Origin of the sequence: Sphingobium psychrophilum, assembly GCF_012927105.1 — a bacterium.
In the GTDB taxonomy this organism is placed as follows: domain Bacteria; phylum Pseudomonadota; class Alphaproteobacteria; order Sphingomonadales; family Sphingomonadaceae; genus Sphingobium; species Sphingobium psychrophilum.
This window is the reverse complement of sequence record NZ_JABBFV010000005.1, coordinates 92300-110608: the sequence shown is the minus strand read 5'-3', so window position 1 is coordinate 110608 and position 18309 is coordinate 92300. Positions and strand designations below refer to the sequence as shown.

Here is an 18309-nt window from a genome sequence, read left to right as displayed (position 1 = left end):
ACTGCGAGACGATCGTGATCGGCAATATCAGCGACGCCCGCGAATGCTTGACACGGACGAACGTGAAGTACCGCTTCGTCATAGGCATGGCCACGCTGTCTGGCACACCCGTGACTCGAAGATATTGAGGGCAGCGGCTCCGAGAACAATGGAACGCCGGGTGTGCATACCATTTCAACTGGAGGATTATCATGAGCACACTGTATACGACGAGAGTCAAAGCCGTGGGCGGCCGTGCGGGCACGGTTCGCAGCGATGACGGACTGCTCGAACTTTCCCTGGCCCTGCCGACGGGGCTGGGAGGCAAGGGCGGAGCCACCAATCCGGAGCAGCTGTTCGCGGCCGGCTATGCCGCCTGTTTCGAGAATGCGGCCATTCACGTCGCGCGGAGCAAGAAGCTCGCTATTGCCGATGATGATCTTGAAGTGGTCGCCACGGTCAGCCTTCTGCCCAACGGCAGCGGCGGTTTCAAATTGGCCGCCGCTCTCGACGTTTCGATCGCGGGCCTGGAGCAGGCCGCCGCCGAAGAGCTGATCGCAGCCGCGCATGCCGTCTGCCCTTACTCGAACGCAGTCCGGGGTAATGTGGACGTTGCGATAAGCGTGAGCACGCGCTGATGGCGAAGCGGGAAGCGGACGCCGACGAGATCTCGGCGGAAACGGTAATGAAGGAGGACGATCCCCTGCGACTGGACCGTCAGGTCTGCTTCCCGCTTTATGCCGCATCGAACCTTTTGACCCGGCTTTATTGTCCGGTTCTGTCAAAGATCGGTCTCACCTATCCTCAGTATCTTGTCATGCTGGTGCTCTGGGAGTCTGAGCCCCGCACCGTCGGCGAGCTTGGCGCTACGCTGCATCTGGACAGCGGAACGCTCACGCCGCTCCTGAAACGGATGGAGGCTGCCGGACTTCTCACGCGTCGACGGGATCTCGCCGACGAGCGCCGCGTAATCGTTGCGCTGACCGAGGCCGGGCGCCGCCTGCGGGTGCCGGCGAGCAGCGTGCCCGCAACTCTGGGCGAAGGCCTTGACCTTTCTCCAGAGGCGATCGTCTCGTTGCGGGATGCGGTGCAGAATTTGGTGGCGGTGCTTACGAAACGACCGCGGCACAAAGGAACATAAGCCATGTTGACCGTCCATCATCTCGGTATATCTCAATCGGAGCGGCGGATTGTGGCGCGGGCTGCCCGCCGGACCGCTCAGCCTTGCCTCAACCCGCCGCGTTCCGCATCAGCTTGCCACTTGAGGCATTGATCAGTGCTATCTTGCTGTCTTCGTCTCAGCACAGCTGGCCTCCTCCAGTGCCCTCCACTTTGCGTAGTTGCTTTCATCCTGGGCCTGCAGATAAGCTGCGGCCGCCAACCCGGCCTGTAGGCACCGATCCGCCGCGCTGGCCCCTTCCGTGTTTATCTCATATTGGGTCACCGCCGCCGCGGCCGCCCTTCTGTTGGTGTCATTGCTGCGTGGATCCACCATCTTGTTACAGCTTGCGAGGCCGAGTGTGACCAGGATCAGCACGATCTTTTGCGACGTCACGATCACTTGCGCTGATCGCGCGTTTGCTTTTGGAGCCAGCGACCGCCCGCCCCCTATGTCGACAGCGGTCAATGGGACAGCATTGTGCATCTTACGGGATCCAGCAACAGATCGGCGGTCACGCCACCAAACGCCCATTCCCGGAGCCGGCCGTGCCCATATGCTCCAGCGACAACGACATCGGCGTGCTGAGCGCGAGCGACCGCCGCAAGGGCAGCCACATCATCGCCGGTCGACGGCGCCACCAGCGTCTCCGCCAGAATACCGTGTCTTTTGAGCCATGCGGCCACATCGGTCAGCCGCCGACCGGCCACAGCTTCGTCCTCCTCCCTAGCGACCTCGACAACAGTCACATGGCCGGCCATTTCCAGTAGCGGCAATGCATCAAGTGCGGCACGCCGGGCTTCCCGGCTGTCCTTCCAGGCCACCAGCACCTGCTCCGGTCGCAGCCCCTTAGCGTGCGTAGGAACGACAATTACCGGTCGCCCGGTCTGCATCACCAGATCGCCGATATTTGCGCGTCGTGTATCGGGAAGCAGCGAGCCGCCACGATCCGGTGCGGTCAGGATGACATCGACGCCGCGTGCCTCGCGTGCGAAATAGTCCGCAAGCGGCGTGGCCATCTCCACGCAGCGCCATTCAATATCCGCGACTCGACCGTCCAGCAGAGTTCGAAACTCTGCCTGGGCCTCCTTGGCTTCGCTTTCAATTTCGACACGATCCAGTTCGATCGCTTCACCGGAAACATAAGCGCCAGCAAATGCCGTCGCCATCAACGGCTGGCACGCGGCAATTCCGATGACGCCAGCCTGCGATCGTTCGGCCAGGTCGGCAGCAACATTGAGCAGCGCGGCATTGGACCGCCCGAGCTCCAGATGCACCATCAAAGTTGCGTAACTCACTGGCGGGCCTCCTACGATGTGTCGCGTTGCCGGGACGAATTCCCAAGGTATCGACAGAAGATATCCGTAGGCTATGCGACATTGCTTCCCTATCGGGTCATCTACTTACAGGCGCGACGATGAGCGCTCTCGTCGCGTGGATCGCTCAGTAGGTTTGGCACCTGGACGGGCCTTACGGTCCCGCTCGACGCCACCGGAAACAGGCTCTCGCGCCGCGGCGGAAATCGAGACGACCTCGAATGTTGCGTGTCCATTCGGCGGCGATGCGGGTGGATATTCTCATGCGTGCATGATACGATTCCAGGCGCTACCGGCCATTCCGACAACGCCGTTCGCGCCCGCTGTGCCCTCTCACGCGCGCGCGAACGTCTATTGGTCGAGACTATCGCGCGATCGTTATGCTATGGCGAGGTCACCAAATGCGGGATGTGTCCAGCATTGGATTTCCTCATCGCAATATCTTCAGGTTCGTTCTTGCAACGACCTGAGACGGTGAATAGCCAGTGGCATGATGCAGATTCGCAAAACCTTGACGCTCCGCCATTCAGGCGGCGGAAACGCGCCGGAAGATGAGGGAGAGAGCGTCTTCGCCCACGCGATCACCCATCAGCTGTGTGTGCGGGCAAGCTACAATCGTGGGCTGGTGATCCTTGCGCCGCACATCCTCTACACGCGGCACGGCGACCGGTTCGCGGATGCTGTGGTTATCGAGCGCAATGGCGCCAGGTCCACCGAAACGAAACTGGGCACCTTCAAGCTTTCGGGTCTTCGCGGTGCGGTCATCACCTCAGAGCCGTTCAATCCGTTCGATAGCTATGATGCAGGTGATGACCGCTATGCCGAGACGATCATCGCCCGCATCGATTCCTGACCATGTTGGTGGATACCAAGGTCTGAGGGCGGTCGAAGGACCTGCCGGCGGGATCGCCTGCCCATGATTCCGCCGAGGGTTTCGGGCGCTTGATCGCCGGAAATCAGGCACCGCCGTCTCGCGCCAACTTTGCAAGGGTCTGAAGGCCTCGACGCAGCGATCCGGAAGGCTCTGCGATGATGTCCTCAAGCAGAATGAAACCGGCAGCGTTGCCGTGGACCCGGCAGCAACGAGCATTGCCATTGCCTTGCGGCTCTATATTTCCCCTGCCAGGACCGTGCCTCGCTTGGCCGAGCCCACGCGCAATCTCCCGGGGAGCGTCCGTAGCATTGCGTATGACATGCCCACCGCCCCCTTCGTAGGTTGCACGAGTGGAAAGGCGGGACGGTGAAGGATTTATCGGCGGCTGCGGGAACTCCCGCAGTCTACTGTATCGGCAACGAGTTGCGCCCTGAACTGATGTCAGCGCTGAGTGGTGTCGCTTCGCGTTGCTTTGCGACGCTTCACGACTTTCTTGTGGCTTCGACGCGGCTGGCGCCGGGTATCGTCCTGTTCGACGCCGACAGTGTTCAGGATGACGTGTCAGATGCCATCGCCACCCTTCGCAAGCGTGGATCGGTGCAAGCTGTGTTGCTCGCGAAGGCAGCGCCGGACTTCGCATTTGGCGTTGCCGCTATTCGGGCCGGCGCTGTCGACATCCTTGAAAAGCCGCTGTCCGAGCAGCGTCTTCTGGATGCCATCCAGCTGGCGACCAGCAAATGCGGACACCTTCACCGGCCGCCCGATGCCAGGGACATCGATCGGCTGACGGCACGTGAGCGCGAAGTCGTGGCCTGGCTCCTGCACGGGCTTACCAACAAGGAAATCGGTCGGGAGCTGGGAATCAGCCACAGGACAGTGGAAATCCATCGCGCGAGGCTGATGCGGAAGCTCGCGGTGCCGAGCCTTCCCGCGTTGATCGACATTGCCCTTGCACAGCGCGACAAGCTGCCCGATGTCGGAGCCGCGCAACCCTCGTAAACGTCCCGTGTGTCGGTCCTTGCCCCAGCGGCAGAATGCTGACTCGGCGTAGAAGCCTTCCTCCCGCAGACGCACAAATCGATCCAACTGGTGCGGAGATTCACGTAGCGACATCTACCCCGTCAGGCGGCACCTTCTCATGGAAGGAGGCCTGCCATCATGGATGATCCCGACATTTCCTACCTGCTAGGCCGCTGCCGTTCACACCGGACATTGGCCCGTATCACGAGCTGTGCTGAAGCCCGTTGCATTCATCAGCAGTTCGTCAGCAGTTACCAACGGCGGTTGCTTGCCCTGCGACGCGCGCGCGCATCGGCAACTCCGATGTATCACGAGCGGCTGGCCGCATGATGCCCGCCCGGTCGAAGCGCTGGCGCCGCCGTGTACGAGCGGTAACCATATACCTGTCCCCAACGACAAACTTCGATCGGAGAAAAGATGAGTGAACTTGGCCACGATCTGCACGCGCTGTTTCCCGCGCAGCGCGAGATCCTTCACGCGCTGAAGCTGGAGAGCGCGCATTACCGCGACCTGGCCGACCGCCATCATAAGTTGGCCCAGCAGATATACCGGATCGAGGCGGGACTTGATCCCGCTTCCGATGACCGACTCGAAGACCTGAAAAAGCAGCGCCTGAGCCTGCTCGATGAGGTCGCAGCGATGATTGCGGAAAGGCAGGATGCGTGATGGATTTCGACCTTATGCGCCAGCGTCTCACCGATCGCCTCTCCGAACTGAACGCCCAAGTCGAGCGCATCGAGGAGGAGCAGGGCCAACCTCTCGACGCCGATTTCGAAGAACAGGCGATAGCCCGCCAGGATGATGAAGCACTGGATGCTGTCGAGCGCTCGACGTTGGCCGAAATCGCCCTCACGCAACAGGCGCTCGCAAGACTGGATTCGGACACCTATGGCCTGTGCACCACGTGCGGGGAGCCGATAGCGCCGGCACGGCTAGAGGCGCTGCCCGCCGCCGCACATTGCATCCGATGTGCAAGCGCGGCGGCGCACGACAGGGCCTGATGGACCGCGTATGCGCCGCATCGAGGACACGAGCTTTGCTGTGCTCATCCTGGCCGTGTCGATGGCCTTCGCGTGGATCGTGCAACCGCTGTTCGGCGCCATTCTCTGGGGCGTCATCGCATCGATCCTCTTCGCGCCTCTCAACGATCGCCTGCTGCGTGCGATGCCGACGCGGAACAACCTTGCCGCTCTGCTGACGCTGCTCGTGATCATGGCGATGGTAATCCTCCCCGCCATCCTGCTTTCTGCGTTCCTGCTTCAGGAGGTGGCGGGCGTCTACGCGCGAATGCAAAGCGGCGAGGCTGATCCCGGCACCTACTTCCTCCGGTTCCAGGCACATCTGCCGCAATGGCTGAAGTCGCTGCTGACAGGGTTGGGCCTGAGCGATTTCGATTCCGTCCGGACCAAATTGACCGCCGGGATCGCCGCTAGCTTCCAGACCCTGACGGCGCGAGCATTCAGCATCGGCCAGAGCGCCTTCGGCTTCGTCGTCGCCCTGGGCGTCATGCTCTACCTGACTTTCTTTCTTTTGCGCGACGGCAAGCAGGTGGCTGCCCGGGTGGAAACGGCCATTCCGCTGGATCCGGACCAGCGCGCCGCCCTGCTGGTGAAATTCGCCGCCGTTATTCGGGCGACGATCAAGGGCAGCCTCGTGGTTGCGGTCATCCAGGGCGCCATCGGCGGGATCGTCTTCTGGGCGCTGGGCATCCATAGCGCGTTGCTCTGGGGCGTGCTGATGGCGTTTCTGTCGCTTCTGCCGGCGATCGGGACAGGCATCGTCTGGGCGCCGGTCGCCGTCTATCTGCTCGTAACCGGCGCGGTCTGGGAAGGCGTCATTTTGATCCTGTGCGGCCTGTTCGTGATCGGCCTCGTGGACAATCTCCTGCGCCCGATCCTGGTGGGTCGGGACGCGCGCATGCCCGATTATGTCGTCCTGATCTCCACCCTCGGCGGTCTGCAAGTACTCGGCTTCAACGGGCTCGTGATCGGTCCGGTGGCGGCGGCTTTGTTCATCGCTGCATGGGATATATTTGCACGCTCGCGATTCCAGCCTCAATCGGATGCATCATAGGCACGTGTCACGTTCGCGGCTGCCGTGCAAAGCTTGACGCCCACCGCAACTCGACCATCTTGCTCGCCTCAAGCAGGATCAGGAGCAGCGCTGCTGACCCCATGGTGATCGCGAGGTCGGGGCCATGGAGCGGACCGAATTTAAGCAGGCTACGAAGTGCGGGAACGGTCATGATGATGGCCGCGACCGCAACCACCGCGCCCAGGACGTAGCGCAGGGCCGCATTGCCCCGGACCAGCGCGTGAAGGAGCGATGTGTCGAACGAGCGATTGACTAGGATCAGCACCAGGATCACGCCGATGAGCGAAAAGAAGGTCAACGCGCGCGCATCGGCTTCCGGCATGCCGGAATAGCTCGATGCCAGAAATATCCCGGCGAGCAGCACAAAGCCCAGCCCGCCCTGGAACACGCTCCAGCCGATCATGCGCAGCGAGAAGAGCCGTTCCTCGGGGTGGCGCGGCTTACGGTTCATCAGATCCTGCTCCTCGCGCTCGGCTTCGAAGACGAGCGCGCAGACAGGATCGATGATCATCTCGAGCAACGCGATATGGATCGGCCCGAACAGGATGGGCAGGCCGAAGGCAAGCGGCAGCAGCGCGAGGCCTGCGATCGGCACATGGACGGCAAAGATGAAGGCCATCGCCTTGCGGATATTGTCGTAGATGCGCCTCCCGAGCCGCACCGCCTTCACGATCGACCCGAAATCATCGTCGAGCAGGACGATCGCCGAGGCTTCCCGGGCGACATCGGTGCCGCGCTTACCCATGGCGATGCCGATATGCGCGGCCTTGAGCGACGGTGCGTCATTCACCCCGTCTCCGGTCATGGCGACGATTTCGCCATCCGCTTTGTATGCCGCCACGATCCGCAGCTTCTGCTCCGGCATGATCCGCGCGAAGACTGTCACCGTCTTCAGCCGTTCTGCAAGCGCCGCGTCGTCCAGGGCAGCGAGCTCGGTCCCGGTCAGCACATCGCCGTCCATGATTCCGGCCTGCGTCGCTATCGCTCGCGCGGTGGCAGCGTAGTCGCCCGTGATCATCACGACCCTGATCCCGGCGCTACGGCATTCGGCCACGGCGGCCGGCACACTGGCGCGCAGGGGATCGGCAAGGCCGATCAGACCGATCAGGGCAAAATCATGCTCCTGCTGGGATTCCGGCAAGCTGTCGCCCGGGCCAGTCGATGCCGTTGCGACACCCAGCACGCGCATGCCCCTTAGAGCCATGGTATCGACGGCAGCCTTCAGGCGCGCGCGCTCATCCGGCGACAGATGACAGAGCGCAGCGATGGCCTCCGGCGCGCCCTTGGCCGCCACCGTGCAGGCCGCCTCGGGGTCGGGCGCTTGCCAGACGTTCGACATCGCCAGCAATTCAGGCCGCAGTCCATAGCTGTGGGCCAAACTGAGCTTGGCACGGCGTTCTGCAAGGTCCGGGATGCCCGCGCCTGCCTGGTGAAAGGCGACCTCCATCGGATCGACCGGCACCGGGGCGCTGGCCAGGATACTGGTATCCAGGAGTTCGTGAAACCGGGTCGAAGGCTCGGTCACGCCGTCGACCGTCGCCGTCTCGCCCGACGCCAGCCACAGCTCCGTCACGGCCATCCGGTTCTCGGTGAGAGTTCCGGTTTTGTCGGTGCATAATATTGTCGCGGAACCGAGCGTCTCAATGGCGGCCGCCCGGCGCGTGAGGACGCCGGCTTGGGCAATGCGCCATGCCCCCATCGCGAGGAAGATCGTGAGGACCACCGGGAACTCCTCCGGCAGCATGGACATGCCGATCGCGATTCCCGCGAGCATAGCGTCGATCCATCCTCCGCGCAGGAGCCCGAAGAGCAGGACGACAAGGAGGGCGACGAAGCCGCCTCCGATCGCGCAGAGCCGGACGATCCGGGCGGTTTCCCGGCGTAGGCGCGGCGGCTCGGCATCGAGCGTCGAGAGCGACTGGCCGATCTTGCCGATCTCGCTGCGCGGGCCGGTCGCGATCGCCAGCGCCAGCCCCGAGCCGCGGGTGATGAGCGAGCCCGAATAGACAAGCGGCTGGTCCTCCCCGCCCGGCCGTCGCCGCAACGATTCCTCGCCCTGAAGCACCGCCTGCTTGCGGACAGGTACGGACTCACCGGTAAGCAGCGATTCATCGGCCTGAAGATCGTCCGCCGCGATCAGCATCGCGTCGGCGGCGACCCTGTCCCCCTGCTCCAGGACGAGCAGGTCGCCATCGACCACCTCGCGCCCGGCAATGCGGATGCGGGTCCCGTCGCGGATCACCAGCGCACGCGGCGCCGACAGGTCGCGCAGCGCCTCTAGGACATGCTCGGTGCGGCTTTCCTGGATGACCGTGATGCCGATCGAAAAGGTCGCGAAGCCAAGGAGGATGAGCGCTTCGCCAAGGTCACCCAGCAGCATATAGGCGACGCCGCCCGCAAGCAGCAGCGCCAGCATCGGCTCCCGGACCACTTCAGCGAGAATGTGCGGGACCGTGCGCCGCCCTGCTCTAGGCAGTTCGTTCGGTCCCTGGGCATCAAGGCGTCGCCGGGCCTCCGCTGCGGTCAGCCCGGACCGGGATGGCGCGGTAGGTCGCTGGTCAGTGGCGATCGGCATCCATTCTCTTCCTGTTCGAAGTGAGCGACGTGCTGCGTCGCCGGCCTGCTTCAAGATCATTCTGGTGCAAGCCGACTACCGGCACATTACGGGTACTTACGGATTCCTCTGATCGTCATTCCTGTTATCCTATTATGCTCGCCAAGATTGGCGCCGTGAGCCTTGGCCGCTACCCGCAGCCAATAGATATTCGCATTTGGATTGGGTCATACGGTCGCATCAAGGCCATTGGACGACCTTGCATTCAGAACCGAGGACATAAGTGACGGCGTTTGAGATGGATTTTGCGATAGCCGGAGGCGTTGCTACCATAGTCGGCATCGCGCTAGCGCTGGCCCTTGGCCTTCTCATCGGCGTCCAGCGTGGCTGGACCTTGCGCCATGAACCGGCCGGCTCCCGCTTCGCGGGCATCCGGACCTTTGGACTTCTGGGGCTGGCCGGAGGTGTCGCGGGCGCGCTTCGGCCGATCGAGCCAGGGGTGGCGATCATCCTCATGGCTGCTGCGGCCATGTTGGTTCTGATGGGATATGCGCAAGCGGCCTGGCGGGGCGGCCCGATCAGCGGCACGGCGAGCCTTGCCGGGCTGCTGACGCTTGGCTGCGGATTCCTGGCAACCACCCGGGAGGAACGCCTCGCCACGATCATCGCCGTGGTAATGACGCTGGTGCTTGCGCTCCGATCGCAGCTTCACGGCTGGATCAGGCGGTTGAGCGAGGTCGAGGTAAGCGCCATCGCCCGATTCGCACTGATCTCGCTCGCCATCCTGCCACTCCTCCCCGATCGCCCTTACGGTCCCTATGATGCCTGGAATCCGCGGCAACTGTGGATGGTGGTCGTCCTTGTTTCGGGCTTTTCCTTCGCCGGCTATATGGCCAGCAAGCGCCTGGGCGCATCTCGCGGGACACTCGCAACGGCCGCTGCCGGCGCCATGGTCTCATCCACGGCGGTTGCCGCCGCTTTGGCGACCCGGCTGCGCGACGGTACGGAAAATGCTCCCATTCTGATAGCAGGGATCACCACCGCCTCCGTGGTCATGCTGGTGCGCGTGCTGGTGCTAGTGGGCGTGCTGGCGCCATTTGCGCTGCCGGCGCTTGCGCTGCTGGTCGCGCCGGCGGCGGTGGTCAGTGCCCTCGCCACGGCTTGGCAGCTCCGGGCAGCGGCGCTGTTGCCCTCATCGTCCAGCCGGGAAGTTCCTGTTCGCAACCCGTTCAACCTCGCGCCGGCGCTCGGCCTCATGGCGCTGGTGATGGTTCTGTCGCTGGCCTCGCGTTGGGTGCTCGGTCGGTTTGGCGATGCCGGCCTTGCCACGGTTCTGGCCCTGTCGGGGATGGTGGATGTCGATTCCGCTATCATCACGATGGGCGGGTTGCCAAAGGGCGTGCTGGACGGACGAACGGCGGGCCTTGTTCTGGCCGCCCCGGTCATGCTCAACACCCTCGTCAAGGCCGGGGCCACGATCAGCCTGGCCGGGAGGCATCGGGGCAGATCTGCCGCCCTGGCCCTGATCGCGAGCGTCGCAGCGAGCCTACTGATGCTACCCGTCCTCTTGCACTGACCGATCGGGGGCGTCCGGCCACCCCGAATTCCCAGTCAGGACGTCGCAAAGGGCCGTTGCACCGACCCCAGCATTGGAGAGGTGATCTGAGCATTCGTCAGCGATGCTGGCGCCTGGCGGGACAGGTCCGCCAACGAATAATCGTCAAGGACGGCAAGAAATGCGCCCAGGGCTTCGCCGAGCGCGCCCTGCAGGCCCCAGCGATGCGTGATGACGCACGAAGCACAATCGACAAGGTCGAAGTCCCCTTCCATCTCCCGTACGACAGCGCCGATATTGATGGCGTCGGGCGGCCGGCAAAGGCGCATGCCGCCGTGGCAGCCGCGCACGCTCTGGACATAGCCCGCCTTGCCCAACTCGTGGACGACCTTCATCAGATGGTTCTTGGAAATCGCATGCGCGGTGGCGATCTCGGCGATCGCGCAAACACGTTCGGGACGCTCGGCGAGATACAGCAGCACCCGGAGCGCATAGTCGGTGTAACGGGTCAATCGCATGCCGCCAGATATGGGAGAAAGCCGGTCCAAGCACTATAAGTATATATCCCAAATGCATGTTTCTCTGTGCCCCGATAGATGCATCTCCAATACATGATTGGAGGACGAGACGGTGGCGCAGCGTACCGATATCGACGAAATTGGGCTGCGGCAGTTGGTCGACGCTTTCTATGCCCGGGTGCGGGCCGATAAGCTGATCGGCCCACTCTTCAACGGCGCGATCGACGACTGGCCAGGCGATCTGACAAGGCTTGCCGACTTCTGGTCCTCGGTCATGCTCGGTAGCGGACGCTATAAGGGGCAGCCGGTGCCGGCGCACGCACGCTATCGCGCGCAGATCACGCCGGCCATGTTCGACCGTTGGCTCGCCTTGTGGGCGGAAACCACGAACGCGCTGATGACGCCCGAAGCGGCGCATATGTTGCAAGGCAAGGCCGCCCGCATTGCCGAAAGCTTGAGCCTCGCCCTGTTCTTCAAGCCATCGCCTTCCCCGACCGGCCGCAGGCCGGCCCGATCTCCAGGAGTATCGTCATGTCCGTGCTTCCCGTGGAGACGCAGCCCGCCCCCTATCCCGCGCATGCCAAAGACATACGCCTCGCGGCCTGATTTCCCGGTTCGACCGCAGCGAGGGGCATGCGGACGATCCCACCACAACGCCCCAATCTGGAGAAGATCTCATGGCACGCACGATGTCGGCTGAAACGATGGCTATCGTCAAATCCACCGCACCCGCGCTTCAGCAGCACGGCTTGGCGATCACGACACGAATGTATGAACGCCTGTTTGTTGATCCCGAGATAAAGGCATTGTTCAATCAGGCCGCGCAACGGTCGGGCGAGCAGCCGAAACGCCTAGCCGACGCCATCCTCGCTTTTGCCAAGAATGTCGACAAGCTCGACGTCCTGACTTCCGCGATCGAGCGCATCGCGAGTCGGCATGTCGAGACGCATATCAAGCCCGCGCATTACCCGGCCGTCGCCGATGCCCTGCTGCCGGCGATCAAGGACGTGCTCGGTGACGCGATCGACGAACAGGTACTCGCGGCCTGGGGCGAAGCCTATTGGTTTCTTGCCGACGTGCTGATCGCGCGTGAGGCGGCGCTCTACGCCGAGGCGGCCTGATCCGATGGAGCTGGCTCCCGCAGCGCTCACTTTGCCCGATGGGCTTGCCGTCTATCGGCGGACCGCCGAGTTTACGTCGGAGACGATCCCGGCGGCCCTACTGCGGGACCACAACACCAAGCCTGGCACATGGGGGCTCGTCCATGTGACCGAAGGCGCGTTGCGCTACAGGGTGACCGATCCCCGCCGGCAGCCGGGCGAACGGCTTTTGGCCTCTGGCGGGCCGCCCGGTGTCGTCGAGCCGACAATCCTTCACCATGTACTCCCGGTTGGCCCGGTTCGCTTTTATGTCGAATTCTGGCGCGCGGCGGACGCGTCGTGATCGACGATCTCGCCCTCGCGCGGACTCTGCATGTGGCAGCTGTCGTCCTTTGGATCGGTGGCGTCGCCTTCGTCACGACGGTGCTCATGCCGGCCATCCGGCGACGCCATCCACCTGGCGAGCGGCTCGCGACCTTCCATGCATTCGAGGGGCGGTTCGCGGCGCAGGCGCGACTGTGGGTGCTGCTCGCCGGGTTAAGTGGCGGCTGGATGGTCGGGCGCGGCGGCATGCTCGAAAGGTTCGCCGACCTGCATTTCTGGTGGATGCATGCGATGCTGCTGCTCTGGATCGGATTTGCCGCCATGCTCTTTGTAGCCGAGCCGTTGGTCGCTCACCGGCGCCTGGCGGATCCGGTGACGCCGGCGGCCGTCTTCGATCGCATGCAACGGATGCATAATGCTGTGCTGGTCCTGTCACTCCTGACGGTCATGGCTGCCGTCGCGGGAAGCCATGGCCTCATCTGAGCAACGCTGAACTCGCAAACTATCGGAGGCCGTCGGCCGGCCGGCGGCCAGTCCCCGGGGGTACGCCACCGACAATGCCACCATCCATTTGGTTTGCCGCAACGCGAAGCCGCTTTGCCGCCACAGGTTGCTGAGCGAACAGCCATCCAGCGATCGCTGCAGTCACCATGTGACTGTCTCGCATCAGTATAGTCCCGCATATTCTGAGCCGTGGGTCGCAAATAGAGTCCCTCCATCAATATGGAGGCGACGATGAAGAACATTCTTTTGCTGGTTCACGCCGACGATGGGCAGGAAGCCAGGCTGCAGACGGCGCTCGACCTGACACGTGCCCTTGATGGGCATCTGACCTGTATCGACGTCACGCAATCGCCGGTGGTCGCGGGCGACCTCTATGCCGGCTTTGGTGAAGCCGTGATGCTGACCGACGAGCGGGAGAACGAGGCAAAGAACAGGGCTGCGCTGACGGAGCGCCTCTCGCATGAAGACGTTCGCTGGGACTGGACCGACGCGACCGGCGATATCGCCAGTTGTGTCCTCGAGGCGGCGACGCTCGCGGATCTGATCGTGCTCAATCGGACGCTCGACGCCTATCCCCTTCCCGATATGCGCACGATCGCCAGCCGGATTCTGATGCACGCGCGCAAGCCCATCGTTGCTGTTCCGGAGAACCTGGAACGGCTCAACGCGGCCGGTCGCGCGCTCATCGCCTGGGATGGTCAGGCGTCTGCGGCAGACACGATGCGCGCCTGCGTGCCCCTTCTTCAGCTCGCATCCGACGTCCATATCTTCATGGCTCGCGACGGCGCCGAGAAGACCGAACCGACCGAAGCCGCCGAATATCTGTCACGCCATGGCGTGCACGCGAGCGTGAAGATCGTCGACGACGGACTTCACGCGCCGGACGCGTTGATCGCCGAGGAAGCGGCTCTTTGGCACGCCGACTATGTGCTGATGGGCGCCTATAGTCACGGCCGACTGTTGGAAGCGTTTGGCGGCGTCACGAAGCGGATGCTCACCAAGAGCAAGCTGCCGCTGGTGCTCGGGCACTGAAGGAGCCGTGCGCGTAAGTGCGACGGTCGACTGCCGTCATCCAGAGGTTCGCGCCGCCGTGGCCATGCAAGCAGTCGCAAATTACACTATGACTCCTTGAAGGGCATATCAGCCCCACATTGCATATTTTGACCACGATCAAAGAGAGAAGCGCTACCCTCGCCTAACACCATACCGGACGCGGGCCATCTCCTCCCCGCACGCGAACGGAACTCGCCCCCTCCGGGCAACCGGGTGGGGCGTCCTTTCGTACGTATCGCGGAAACGAAGCTCAAACCTCCGCATCCCCTTGAAGTATTCATGTTCGGTTGAATCATATCCCGGAACGGCCCGCGCAAGCAACGCGGCGGTATTGTTCGAGAACGGCCGCGACACCACCACTTGAGAGAGCCTATCAGGCGCGCTTCGAACAGTGCGCCAGAGAGCGGATCGGATCCGCGGCAATCTGCGCGATATCTATCGCGCCAATGCACATAATTTCCGCCTCTGTAGTCCGACGAAACCAATGCGACCGGGTCTATTGGAACCAACTCAGATCGCGCACATATGTTTGCGCTCGGTCAAAGTTCGAAGTCGGCAAGTCTCCTAATCCATATCTAACAGGGCATTGAGATAGGCATGAAAAGGATAGTCCTTGTATCGATTGGCGCAGTTGTTGCCGCGCTCGCGGTCCCGGCCCATGCCGAAGAAGCAGACAAGCGTTGGATCATCCGTGCCCGTGCGATCCGGGTGACGCCGACCGAGGAGACCGGCCCGATCCTTCCGAGTTTTCCGACCGCCCATACGGCGGTGACAAACAGTTATGCGCCAGAAGTGGACTTCACCTATATGGCGACCAGGCACATCGGTGCCGAACTGATCCTGGCCACGACGAAGCATCACATCGAAGGACGCGGCGCGCTTGACGGGCTCGGCAAGGCAGGACGAACCTGGGTGCTTCCGCCAACGCTCACGCTTCAATATCATTTTGCGCCCAACGCACATATTCGGCCCTATGTCGGCGCGGGCGTCAACTACACGATCTTCTATTCGGAAAAGGCCAGCAATGCGCTCCAGTCGGCTATTGGTGACACGAAGCTGAAACTGAAGGACAGCTTCGGCTATGCCCTGCAGGCCGGCGTCGATATCGACATTACCCCTCGCATTTTCCTCAACATTGACCTCAAATATATCGACATCGATACCACGGCCCGTCTGACGACGGGCAGTCTGATCAACCGCGAGCGTGTCCACCTCGACCCTCTGGTGCCTGGTATCGGCATCGGCATGCGGTTCTGAGCAATGCAAGCCGCCACGAACTTGGTCCCACCGATGGGTTGGTACATGATCGACGAGATCGACCTGATCGCGCTGCTCATCGACCACGCCGAGCTTGCCTGTCTTTGCGATATGCTGGAATCGGTTGCGGACGCTCTGCCGACCCTTCCGGAAGAAGATGACGCAGCCTGGGTTTGCCACGAGCTTGAGAACCGGCTTCCCACCCATGAAGCTCGAGAGCGCAGGTTTTTGGAAACCGTTTTCGCCCCACGGACGATGCCGAACGGCGAAGCGGTCATTGATCGTATGCGCTGCCGCAGCGCGTCACAGGTTGTGCAAGCGCAGGACCTCGTCGCGGCTCTCCGGCCTGGATGCTCTCCACTGCCTGCAACAACATTGGGATATATGCTTCGCTGCTTCTTCGAAGCGTGCCGGGCCGATATGGCGTTCGAGGAACTGGCGATCCTCGGGCTCGCGGAGCAGCGTCTTACGCCCGCGGCACGAACACTATTGCGCGACAGCCTCGGCCGGCGCTGTCGCGCCTAGCGGCCACGATCATTCAGGCAGCGTCGGCCATTCGCCTGAGCGCGTCACGCTTGAGTATCGTCACCGCGCGACCGCCCGGCAGGGCAATCACGCCGGCCATCTTGAGCTTGGTCATTTGCCGGCTGACCGTTTCGATGGTGAGGCCCAGCACATCGGCGATTGCGCCTCGGGAAAGAGGAAGATCGAAGGTTACCGGTCCATTGGCGCTGGCGCTATAGCCCCCGATCCTCTCGAAAGTTTGGAGCAGAAAGTCTGCGATCCTCTCGCTGGCACTTTGACGACCGAGTAGAAGCATGCGCTTGCGCGCATCGCTCAGCGTATCGAAGGTACGGCGCAGGAGAGCCTGGGTCATCCCGTTTCGCGTCGACAGAAACCCTTCGAAATCGGACTTACGAAAGGTGCAGATTTCCGCGTCTCCCAACGCCGTCACTGTGAATTCGAAGCTGCCCACGAAGGGCTGTCCCACGAAGTCCGACGGATAGAGTAAGCCGACAATCTGTTCGCGGCCGTCGGCGGTCAACGCGCTGACTTTCAGGATGCCCGAAAGGACGTTCGCGCAACCGCGGCTCTCCTCTCCTGCCCAGGCGATCGATTCGCCGCGACGTAAACGGCGGCGCCGGCCAAGCTTGTGCAGCATGATGAGGTCTTCACCCGCAAGCGTTCCGCACAAAGAGTCCCGGCGAACCGCGCAATCCATACAAACCGATGTCGGAAACCTCTCCTCACCATCGGGCCAATCCAAGGTTGTGCGGCTACCGAGCATCTTCATCCCCACTCACGCATCTACGCCGGCGGAGTCCAGAGTTCAGGCCGGCAACGGTTTCGGAAGCTCAGTTTCGTCCGGCACCGTCGCCCCATTGGGCAAGTGGACCTCGTGCCAGGTGCCGTTGAGGATACTGAAGCCGACCGCGAGGCCGAGCCCGAGAACCCAAGCGAAATACCATGTGGCGATGTGCCTGCTATCAGTAGTAATCCGGATGCGTGGAAACGACCCCGGTCGTCAGACGGCCCCACATGATCTTGTGGGCCCAGGCGGTGCCGCAGGACGCCGTTCTGCTCGCCGAGACGATCGGGGACAACCTACCGCTGGCCCTCGAGGCCGTGACCGATGCCGAGCTATGGGCCGTGTTGCATGTCGCCGTGATCGATGATCGGCTGGTAGCACTTCTGGATGGCCTCAACGCTGGGTCGGTGAGAATGACATCGGATTTTCGGGTGGGGAGCGTCGGCGCCTCTCACTGGGTCGCACCTATCTTACTCCTGCGCACGGGCTCCTTCTCGATAACCTCAGAAGGCCTGAATTATGAAAGCGGGTTTGGTGGTCGAACGGCTGGACAGGGACCTGAATGTATAACCGGCAGCGTCTGATTCTCGTCAGCCACCACCTGTCCCGCGCAAGCGATCGGGCGATCGAAGCCATCCACATTCTGGCGGGACAGCAACTGGCCGCTTCGTCAGTGATGTCCATCGTTGCGTAATTTCCCCAAGGGCGAGCCATCGTGCGGTAGGGTAGCATTGCAGCTGAAGGAGTCGTTCGATGGCTGACGCGGCAAAGGGGCATGCCCGACATGTGGCGATCCTCATCCATCCCGATCCACAGAGCTTCAATGCCGCCATCGCACACGCCTATTGCGAGACAGTTCGGGAATGCGGGCAAGAGGCAATCCTGCGTGATCTCTATGCGATGAAGTTCGATCCGGTACTCAAGAGCGAAGAACGGCCCGACAGGCGTGGTTTCGAGATCGCGCCTGACGTGCGTGCCGAACTCGAAGCCATCGAAGGTTGTGATGTTGTGGCGCTCATCTATCCGATCTGGTTCGGCCTGCCGCCGGCCATGATGAAAGGCTACGTCGATCGCGTGATCGGCGCGGGCGTCACGCCGCATCAAGTCCAGGATGGCGCAGGACGAGGCCCGTTGACCGCAGGCCATATGATCACGATCACGACATCGGGCGCCCGCGACGCATGGCTGGACGAACAAGGGCAGTTGGACTCGCTGCGGGAATTATCGAGCCGATATCTCTTCCGGGCCTTTTCGATGAAATCGGCTGACTATCTTCACATCGGCAGTATCGTCGAAGGCCTGCCCACACGCTTCATCGACGAGCATCTTTCCGATGTCCGTGAGCGGGCGCGCAAGATCTGCGCGAGGCTTGCCGTGGAACAATATGGCGCTGCGGCTCCGCCTTCGATCTCGGACGGAAGTTGAACGACACCATCCTGGTGCGCGATTAGAGTGGGTCGAGCCTTCATGGCGATGATCGCGATGCCCGGTCACCAACTCGAAGAAGTGATCATGGGTGCGGATCGGGTGCCCCATCATGCGGTCTTCGATGAGATTTGCGGCACCCGCTCGCCTTCGATGAACGGGATTGGCTCGTGCACGTCCGACATTTTCTCACCGTCGATCGGCCACATAGACCGCTCCATGTTGCCGGTGAGGTGGATGTCGATGCTCCGCGATGGTGCCGATGACG

General features: G+C 62.6%; 23 protein-coding genes and 2 pseudogenes. 18 read left to right on the top strand and 7 right to left on the bottom strand.

Annotated features, from left to right (window positions below):
* Positions 1 to 191 precede the first annotated feature (191 nt).
* A complete protein-coding gene (locus HHL08_RS08860; protein ID WP_169572452.1) occupies positions 192 to 617 on the top strand; it encodes an organic hydroperoxide resistance protein in 426 nt (141 codons plus the stop codon).
* Positions 617 to 1120: a MarR family winged helix-turn-helix transcriptional regulator gene (locus HHL08_RS08855; protein ID WP_272481270.1), complete on the top strand. Its 504-nt coding sequence runs from the start codon at positions 617 to 619 to the stop codon at positions 1118 to 1120. The genes HHL08_RS08860 and HHL08_RS08855 overlap by 1 nt, the downstream gene beginning before the upstream one ends.
* A gap of 138 nt (positions 1121 to 1258) precedes the next feature.
* On the opposite strand, the gene HHL08_RS08850 is transcribed toward HHL08_RS08855, so the two are convergent.
* Positions 1259 to 1606 carry a hypothetical protein gene (locus HHL08_RS08850; protein ID WP_169572450.1) on the bottom strand — a complete coding sequence of 116 codons (348 nt, stop codon included), beginning with the start codon at positions 1604 to 1606 and terminating at the stop codon, positions 1259 to 1261.
* Positions 1603 to 2436, bottom strand: a complete 834-nt coding sequence (locus HHL08_RS08845; protein WP_169572448.1) for a universal stress protein — start codon at positions 2434 to 2436, stop codon at positions 1603 to 1605. Before HHL08_RS08845 ends, HHL08_RS08850 begins: the two co-directional genes overlap by 4 nt.
* A 508-nt stretch (positions 2437 to 2944) precedes the next feature.
* Between HHL08_RS08845 and HHL08_RS08840 the strand changes: the two genes are divergently transcribed.
* From HHL08_RS08840 to HHL08_RS08815, 6 genes are all read left to right on the top strand, one after another.
* Complete coding sequence (locus HHL08_RS08840) at positions 2945 to 3307, top strand: hypothetical protein (RefSeq protein WP_235954992.1); 363 nt, start codon at positions 2945 to 2947, stop codon at positions 3305 to 3307.
* A gap of 387 nt (positions 3308 to 3694) precedes the next feature.
* Positions 3695 to 4327 (top strand): response regulator transcription factor, encoded by a 633-nt coding sequence (locus tag HHL08_RS08835; RefSeq protein ID WP_152542854.1) that lies wholly within the window; start codon positions 3695 to 3697, stop codon positions 4325 to 4327.
* A gap of 159 nt (positions 4328 to 4486) precedes the next feature.
* Entirely contained in the window at positions 4487 to 4678 is a 192-nt protein-coding gene (locus HHL08_RS08830) for a hypothetical protein (protein WP_169572446.1), read from the top strand.
* 87 nt (positions 4679 to 4765) lie between these two features.
* Positions 4766 to 5014, top strand: a complete 249-nt coding sequence (locus tag HHL08_RS08825; RefSeq protein WP_169572444.1) for a YdcH family protein — start codon at positions 4766 to 4768, stop codon at positions 5012 to 5014.
* Complete coding sequence (locus tag HHL08_RS08820) at positions 5014 to 5349, top strand: TraR/DksA family transcriptional regulator (RefSeq protein WP_169572442.1); 336 nt, start codon at positions 5014 to 5016, stop codon at positions 5347 to 5349. Before HHL08_RS08825 ends, HHL08_RS08820 begins: the two co-directional genes overlap by 1 nt.
* A 10-nt stretch (positions 5350 to 5359) precedes the next feature.
* A complete protein-coding gene (locus HHL08_RS08815) occupies positions 5360 to 6421 on the top strand; it encodes an AI-2E family transporter (RefSeq protein ID WP_043153847.1) in 1062 nt (353 codons plus the stop codon).
* 7 nt (positions 6422 to 6428) lie between these two features.
* On the opposite strand, the gene HHL08_RS08810 is transcribed toward HHL08_RS08815, so the two are convergent.
* Positions 6429 to 9017: a cation-translocating P-type ATPase gene (locus HHL08_RS08810; RefSeq protein ID WP_043153848.1), complete on the bottom strand. Its 2589-nt coding sequence runs from the start codon at positions 9015 to 9017 to the stop codon at positions 6429 to 6431.
* A gap of 277 nt (positions 9018 to 9294) precedes the next feature.
* Between HHL08_RS08810 and HHL08_RS08805 the strand changes: the two genes are divergently transcribed.
* Positions 9295 to 10572: an MgtC/SapB family protein gene (locus tag HHL08_RS08805; protein WP_169572440.1), complete on the top strand. Its 1278-nt coding sequence runs from the start codon at positions 9295 to 9297 to the stop codon at positions 10570 to 10572.
* A 35-nt stretch (positions 10573 to 10607) separates the two neighbouring features.
* On the opposite strand, the gene HHL08_RS08800 is transcribed toward HHL08_RS08805, so the two are convergent.
* Positions 10608 to 11069: an RrF2 family transcriptional regulator gene (locus HHL08_RS08800; protein WP_169572438.1), complete on the bottom strand. Its 462-nt coding sequence runs from the start codon at positions 11067 to 11069 to the stop codon at positions 10608 to 10610.
* Between the two features lie 112 nt (positions 11070 to 11181).
* Between HHL08_RS08800 and HHL08_RS25570 the strand changes: the two are divergent.
* The 7 genes and pseudogenes from HHL08_RS25570 to HHL08_RS08765 all read left to right on the top strand — a co-directional run.
* Positions 11182 to 11562, top strand: a pseudogene (locus HHL08_RS25570) (group III truncated hemoglobin); the annotation flags it as partial.
* A gap of 184 nt (positions 11563 to 11746) precedes the next feature.
* On the top strand, positions 11747 to 12190 hold the full coding sequence (locus tag HHL08_RS08790; protein WP_169572436.1) for a globin domain-containing protein: 444 nt from the start codon (positions 11747 to 11749) through the stop codon (positions 12188 to 12190).
* Positions 12191 to 12194: 4 nt separating this feature from the next.
* On the top strand, positions 12195 to 12512 hold the full coding sequence (locus tag HHL08_RS08785) for a DUF1971 domain-containing protein (protein WP_169572433.1): 318 nt from the start codon (positions 12195 to 12197) through the stop codon (positions 12510 to 12512).
* Entirely contained in the window at positions 12512 to 12976 is a 465-nt protein-coding gene (locus HHL08_RS08780) for a hypothetical protein (RefSeq protein ID WP_048576353.1), read from the top strand. The genes HHL08_RS08785 and HHL08_RS08780 overlap by 1 nt, the downstream gene beginning before the upstream one ends.
* Before the next feature lie 252 nt (positions 12977 to 13228).
* Complete coding sequence (locus tag HHL08_RS08775; protein WP_043153872.1) at positions 13229 to 14029, top strand: universal stress protein; 801 nt, start codon at positions 13229 to 13231, stop codon at positions 14027 to 14029.
* Positions 14030 to 14647: 618 nt separating this feature from the next.
* A complete protein-coding gene (locus tag HHL08_RS08770; protein WP_048576305.1) occupies positions 14648 to 15307 on the top strand; it encodes an OmpW/AlkL family protein in 660 nt (219 codons plus the stop codon).
* 45 nt (positions 15308 to 15352) lie between these two features.
* Positions 15353 to 15832 (top strand): hypothetical protein, encoded by a 480-nt coding sequence (locus tag HHL08_RS08765; protein ID WP_169572431.1) that lies wholly within the window; start codon positions 15353 to 15355, stop codon positions 15830 to 15832.
* A gap of 13 nt (positions 15833 to 15845) precedes the next feature.
* Here the strand turns inward: HHL08_RS08765 and HHL08_RS08760 are convergent, their stop codons facing one another.
* Positions 15846 to 16469 (bottom strand): Crp/Fnr family transcriptional regulator, encoded by a 624-nt coding sequence (locus HHL08_RS08760; protein WP_235954991.1) that lies wholly within the window; start codon positions 16467 to 16469, stop codon positions 15846 to 15848.
* Positions 16470 to 16637: 168 nt separating this feature from the next.
* On the bottom strand, positions 16638 to 16784 hold the full coding sequence (cydX, locus tag HHL08_RS08755; RefSeq protein ID WP_082166109.1) for a cytochrome bd-I oxidase subunit CydX: 147 nt from the start codon (positions 16782 to 16784) through the stop codon (positions 16638 to 16640).
* Between the two features lie 62 nt (positions 16785 to 16846).
* On the opposite strand from cydX, the gene HHL08_RS08750 reads away from it, so the two are divergent.
* Together HHL08_RS08750 and HHL08_RS08745 are read left to right on the top strand one after the other, a co-directional pair.
* On the top strand, positions 16847 to 17200 hold the full coding sequence (locus HHL08_RS08750) for an ABC transporter ATP-binding protein/permease (RefSeq protein WP_048576303.1): 354 nt from the start codon (positions 16847 to 16849) through the stop codon (positions 17198 to 17200).
* Between the two features lie 169 nt (positions 17201 to 17369).
* A complete protein-coding gene (locus HHL08_RS08745; RefSeq protein ID WP_169572429.1) occupies positions 17370 to 18041 on the top strand; it encodes an NAD(P)H-dependent oxidoreductase in 672 nt (223 codons plus the stop codon).
* A gap of 48 nt (positions 18042 to 18089) precedes the next feature.
* Here the strand turns inward: HHL08_RS08745 and HHL08_RS25565 are convergent.
* Positions 18090 to 18301 (bottom strand): annotated as a pseudogene (locus HHL08_RS25565) (copper-binding protein); the annotation flags it as partial.
* Between the last annotated feature and the right edge of the window lie 8 nt (positions 18302 to 18309).

What these genes read in the sequence shown, in the direction of transcription:
- HHL08_RS08860 (WP_169572452.1), top strand. Translation starts at nt 192, where the DNA reads ATGAGCACACTGTATACGACGAGAGTCAAAGCCGTGGGCGGCCGTGCG.
- HHL08_RS08855 (WP_272481270.1), top strand. Translation starts at nt 617, where the DNA reads ATGGCGAAGCGGGAAGCGGACGCCGACGAGATCTCGGCGGAAACGGTA.
- HHL08_RS08840 (WP_235954992.1), top strand. Translation starts at nt 2,945, where the DNA reads ATGATGCAGATTCGCAAAACCTTGACGCTCCGCCATTCAGGCGGCGGA.
- HHL08_RS08830 (WP_169572446.1), top strand. Translation starts at nt 4,487, where the DNA reads ATGGATGATCCCGACATTTCCTACCTGCTAGGCCGCTGCCGTTCACAC.
- HHL08_RS08825 (WP_169572444.1), top strand. Translation starts at nt 4,766, where the DNA reads ATGAGTGAACTTGGCCACGATCTGCACGCGCTGTTTCCCGCGCAGCGC.
- HHL08_RS08820 (WP_169572442.1), top strand. Translation starts at nt 5,014, where the DNA reads ATGGATTTCGACCTTATGCGCCAGCGTCTCACCGATCGCCTCTCCGAA.
- HHL08_RS08815 (WP_043153847.1), top strand. Translation starts at nt 5,360, where the DNA reads ATGCGCCGCATCGAGGACACGAGCTTTGCTGTGCTCATCCTGGCCGTG.
- HHL08_RS08810 (WP_043153848.1), bottom strand. Translation starts at nt 9,017, where the DNA reads ATGCCGATCGCCACTGACCAGCGACCTACCGCGCCATCCCGGTCCGGG.
- HHL08_RS08805 (WP_169572440.1), top strand. Translation starts at nt 9,295, where the DNA reads ATGGATTTTGCGATAGCCGGAGGCGTTGCTACCATAGTCGGCATCGCG.
- HHL08_RS08800 (WP_169572438.1), bottom strand. Translation starts at nt 11,069, where the DNA reads ATGCGATTGACCCGTTACACCGACTATGCGCTCCGGGTGCTGCTGTAT.
- HHL08_RS08790 (WP_169572436.1), top strand. Translation starts at nt 11,747, where the DNA reads ATGGCACGCACGATGTCGGCTGAAACGATGGCTATCGTCAAATCCACC.
- HHL08_RS08785 (WP_169572433.1), top strand. Translation starts at nt 12,195, where the DNA reads ATGGAGCTGGCTCCCGCAGCGCTCACTTTGCCCGATGGGCTTGCCGTC.
- HHL08_RS08775 (WP_043153872.1), top strand. Translation starts at nt 13,229, where the DNA reads ATGAAGAACATTCTTTTGCTGGTTCACGCCGACGATGGGCAGGAAGCC.
- HHL08_RS08770 (WP_048576305.1), top strand. Translation starts at nt 14,648, where the DNA reads ATGAAAAGGATAGTCCTTGTATCGATTGGCGCAGTTGTTGCCGCGCTC.
- HHL08_RS08765 (WP_169572431.1), top strand. Translation starts at nt 15,353, where the DNA reads ATGATCGACGAGATCGACCTGATCGCGCTGCTCATCGACCACGCCGAG.
- HHL08_RS08760 (WP_235954991.1), bottom strand. Translation starts at nt 16,469, where the DNA reads ATGCTGCACAAGCTTGGCCGGCGCCGCCGTTTACGTCGCGGCGAATCG.
- HHL08_RS08750 (WP_048576303.1), top strand. Translation starts at nt 16,847, where the DNA reads ATGATCTTGTGGGCCCAGGCGGTGCCGCAGGACGCCGTTCTGCTCGCC.
- HHL08_RS08745 (WP_169572429.1), top strand. Translation starts at nt 17,370, where the DNA reads ATGGCTGACGCGGCAAAGGGGCATGCCCGACATGTGGCGATCCTCATC.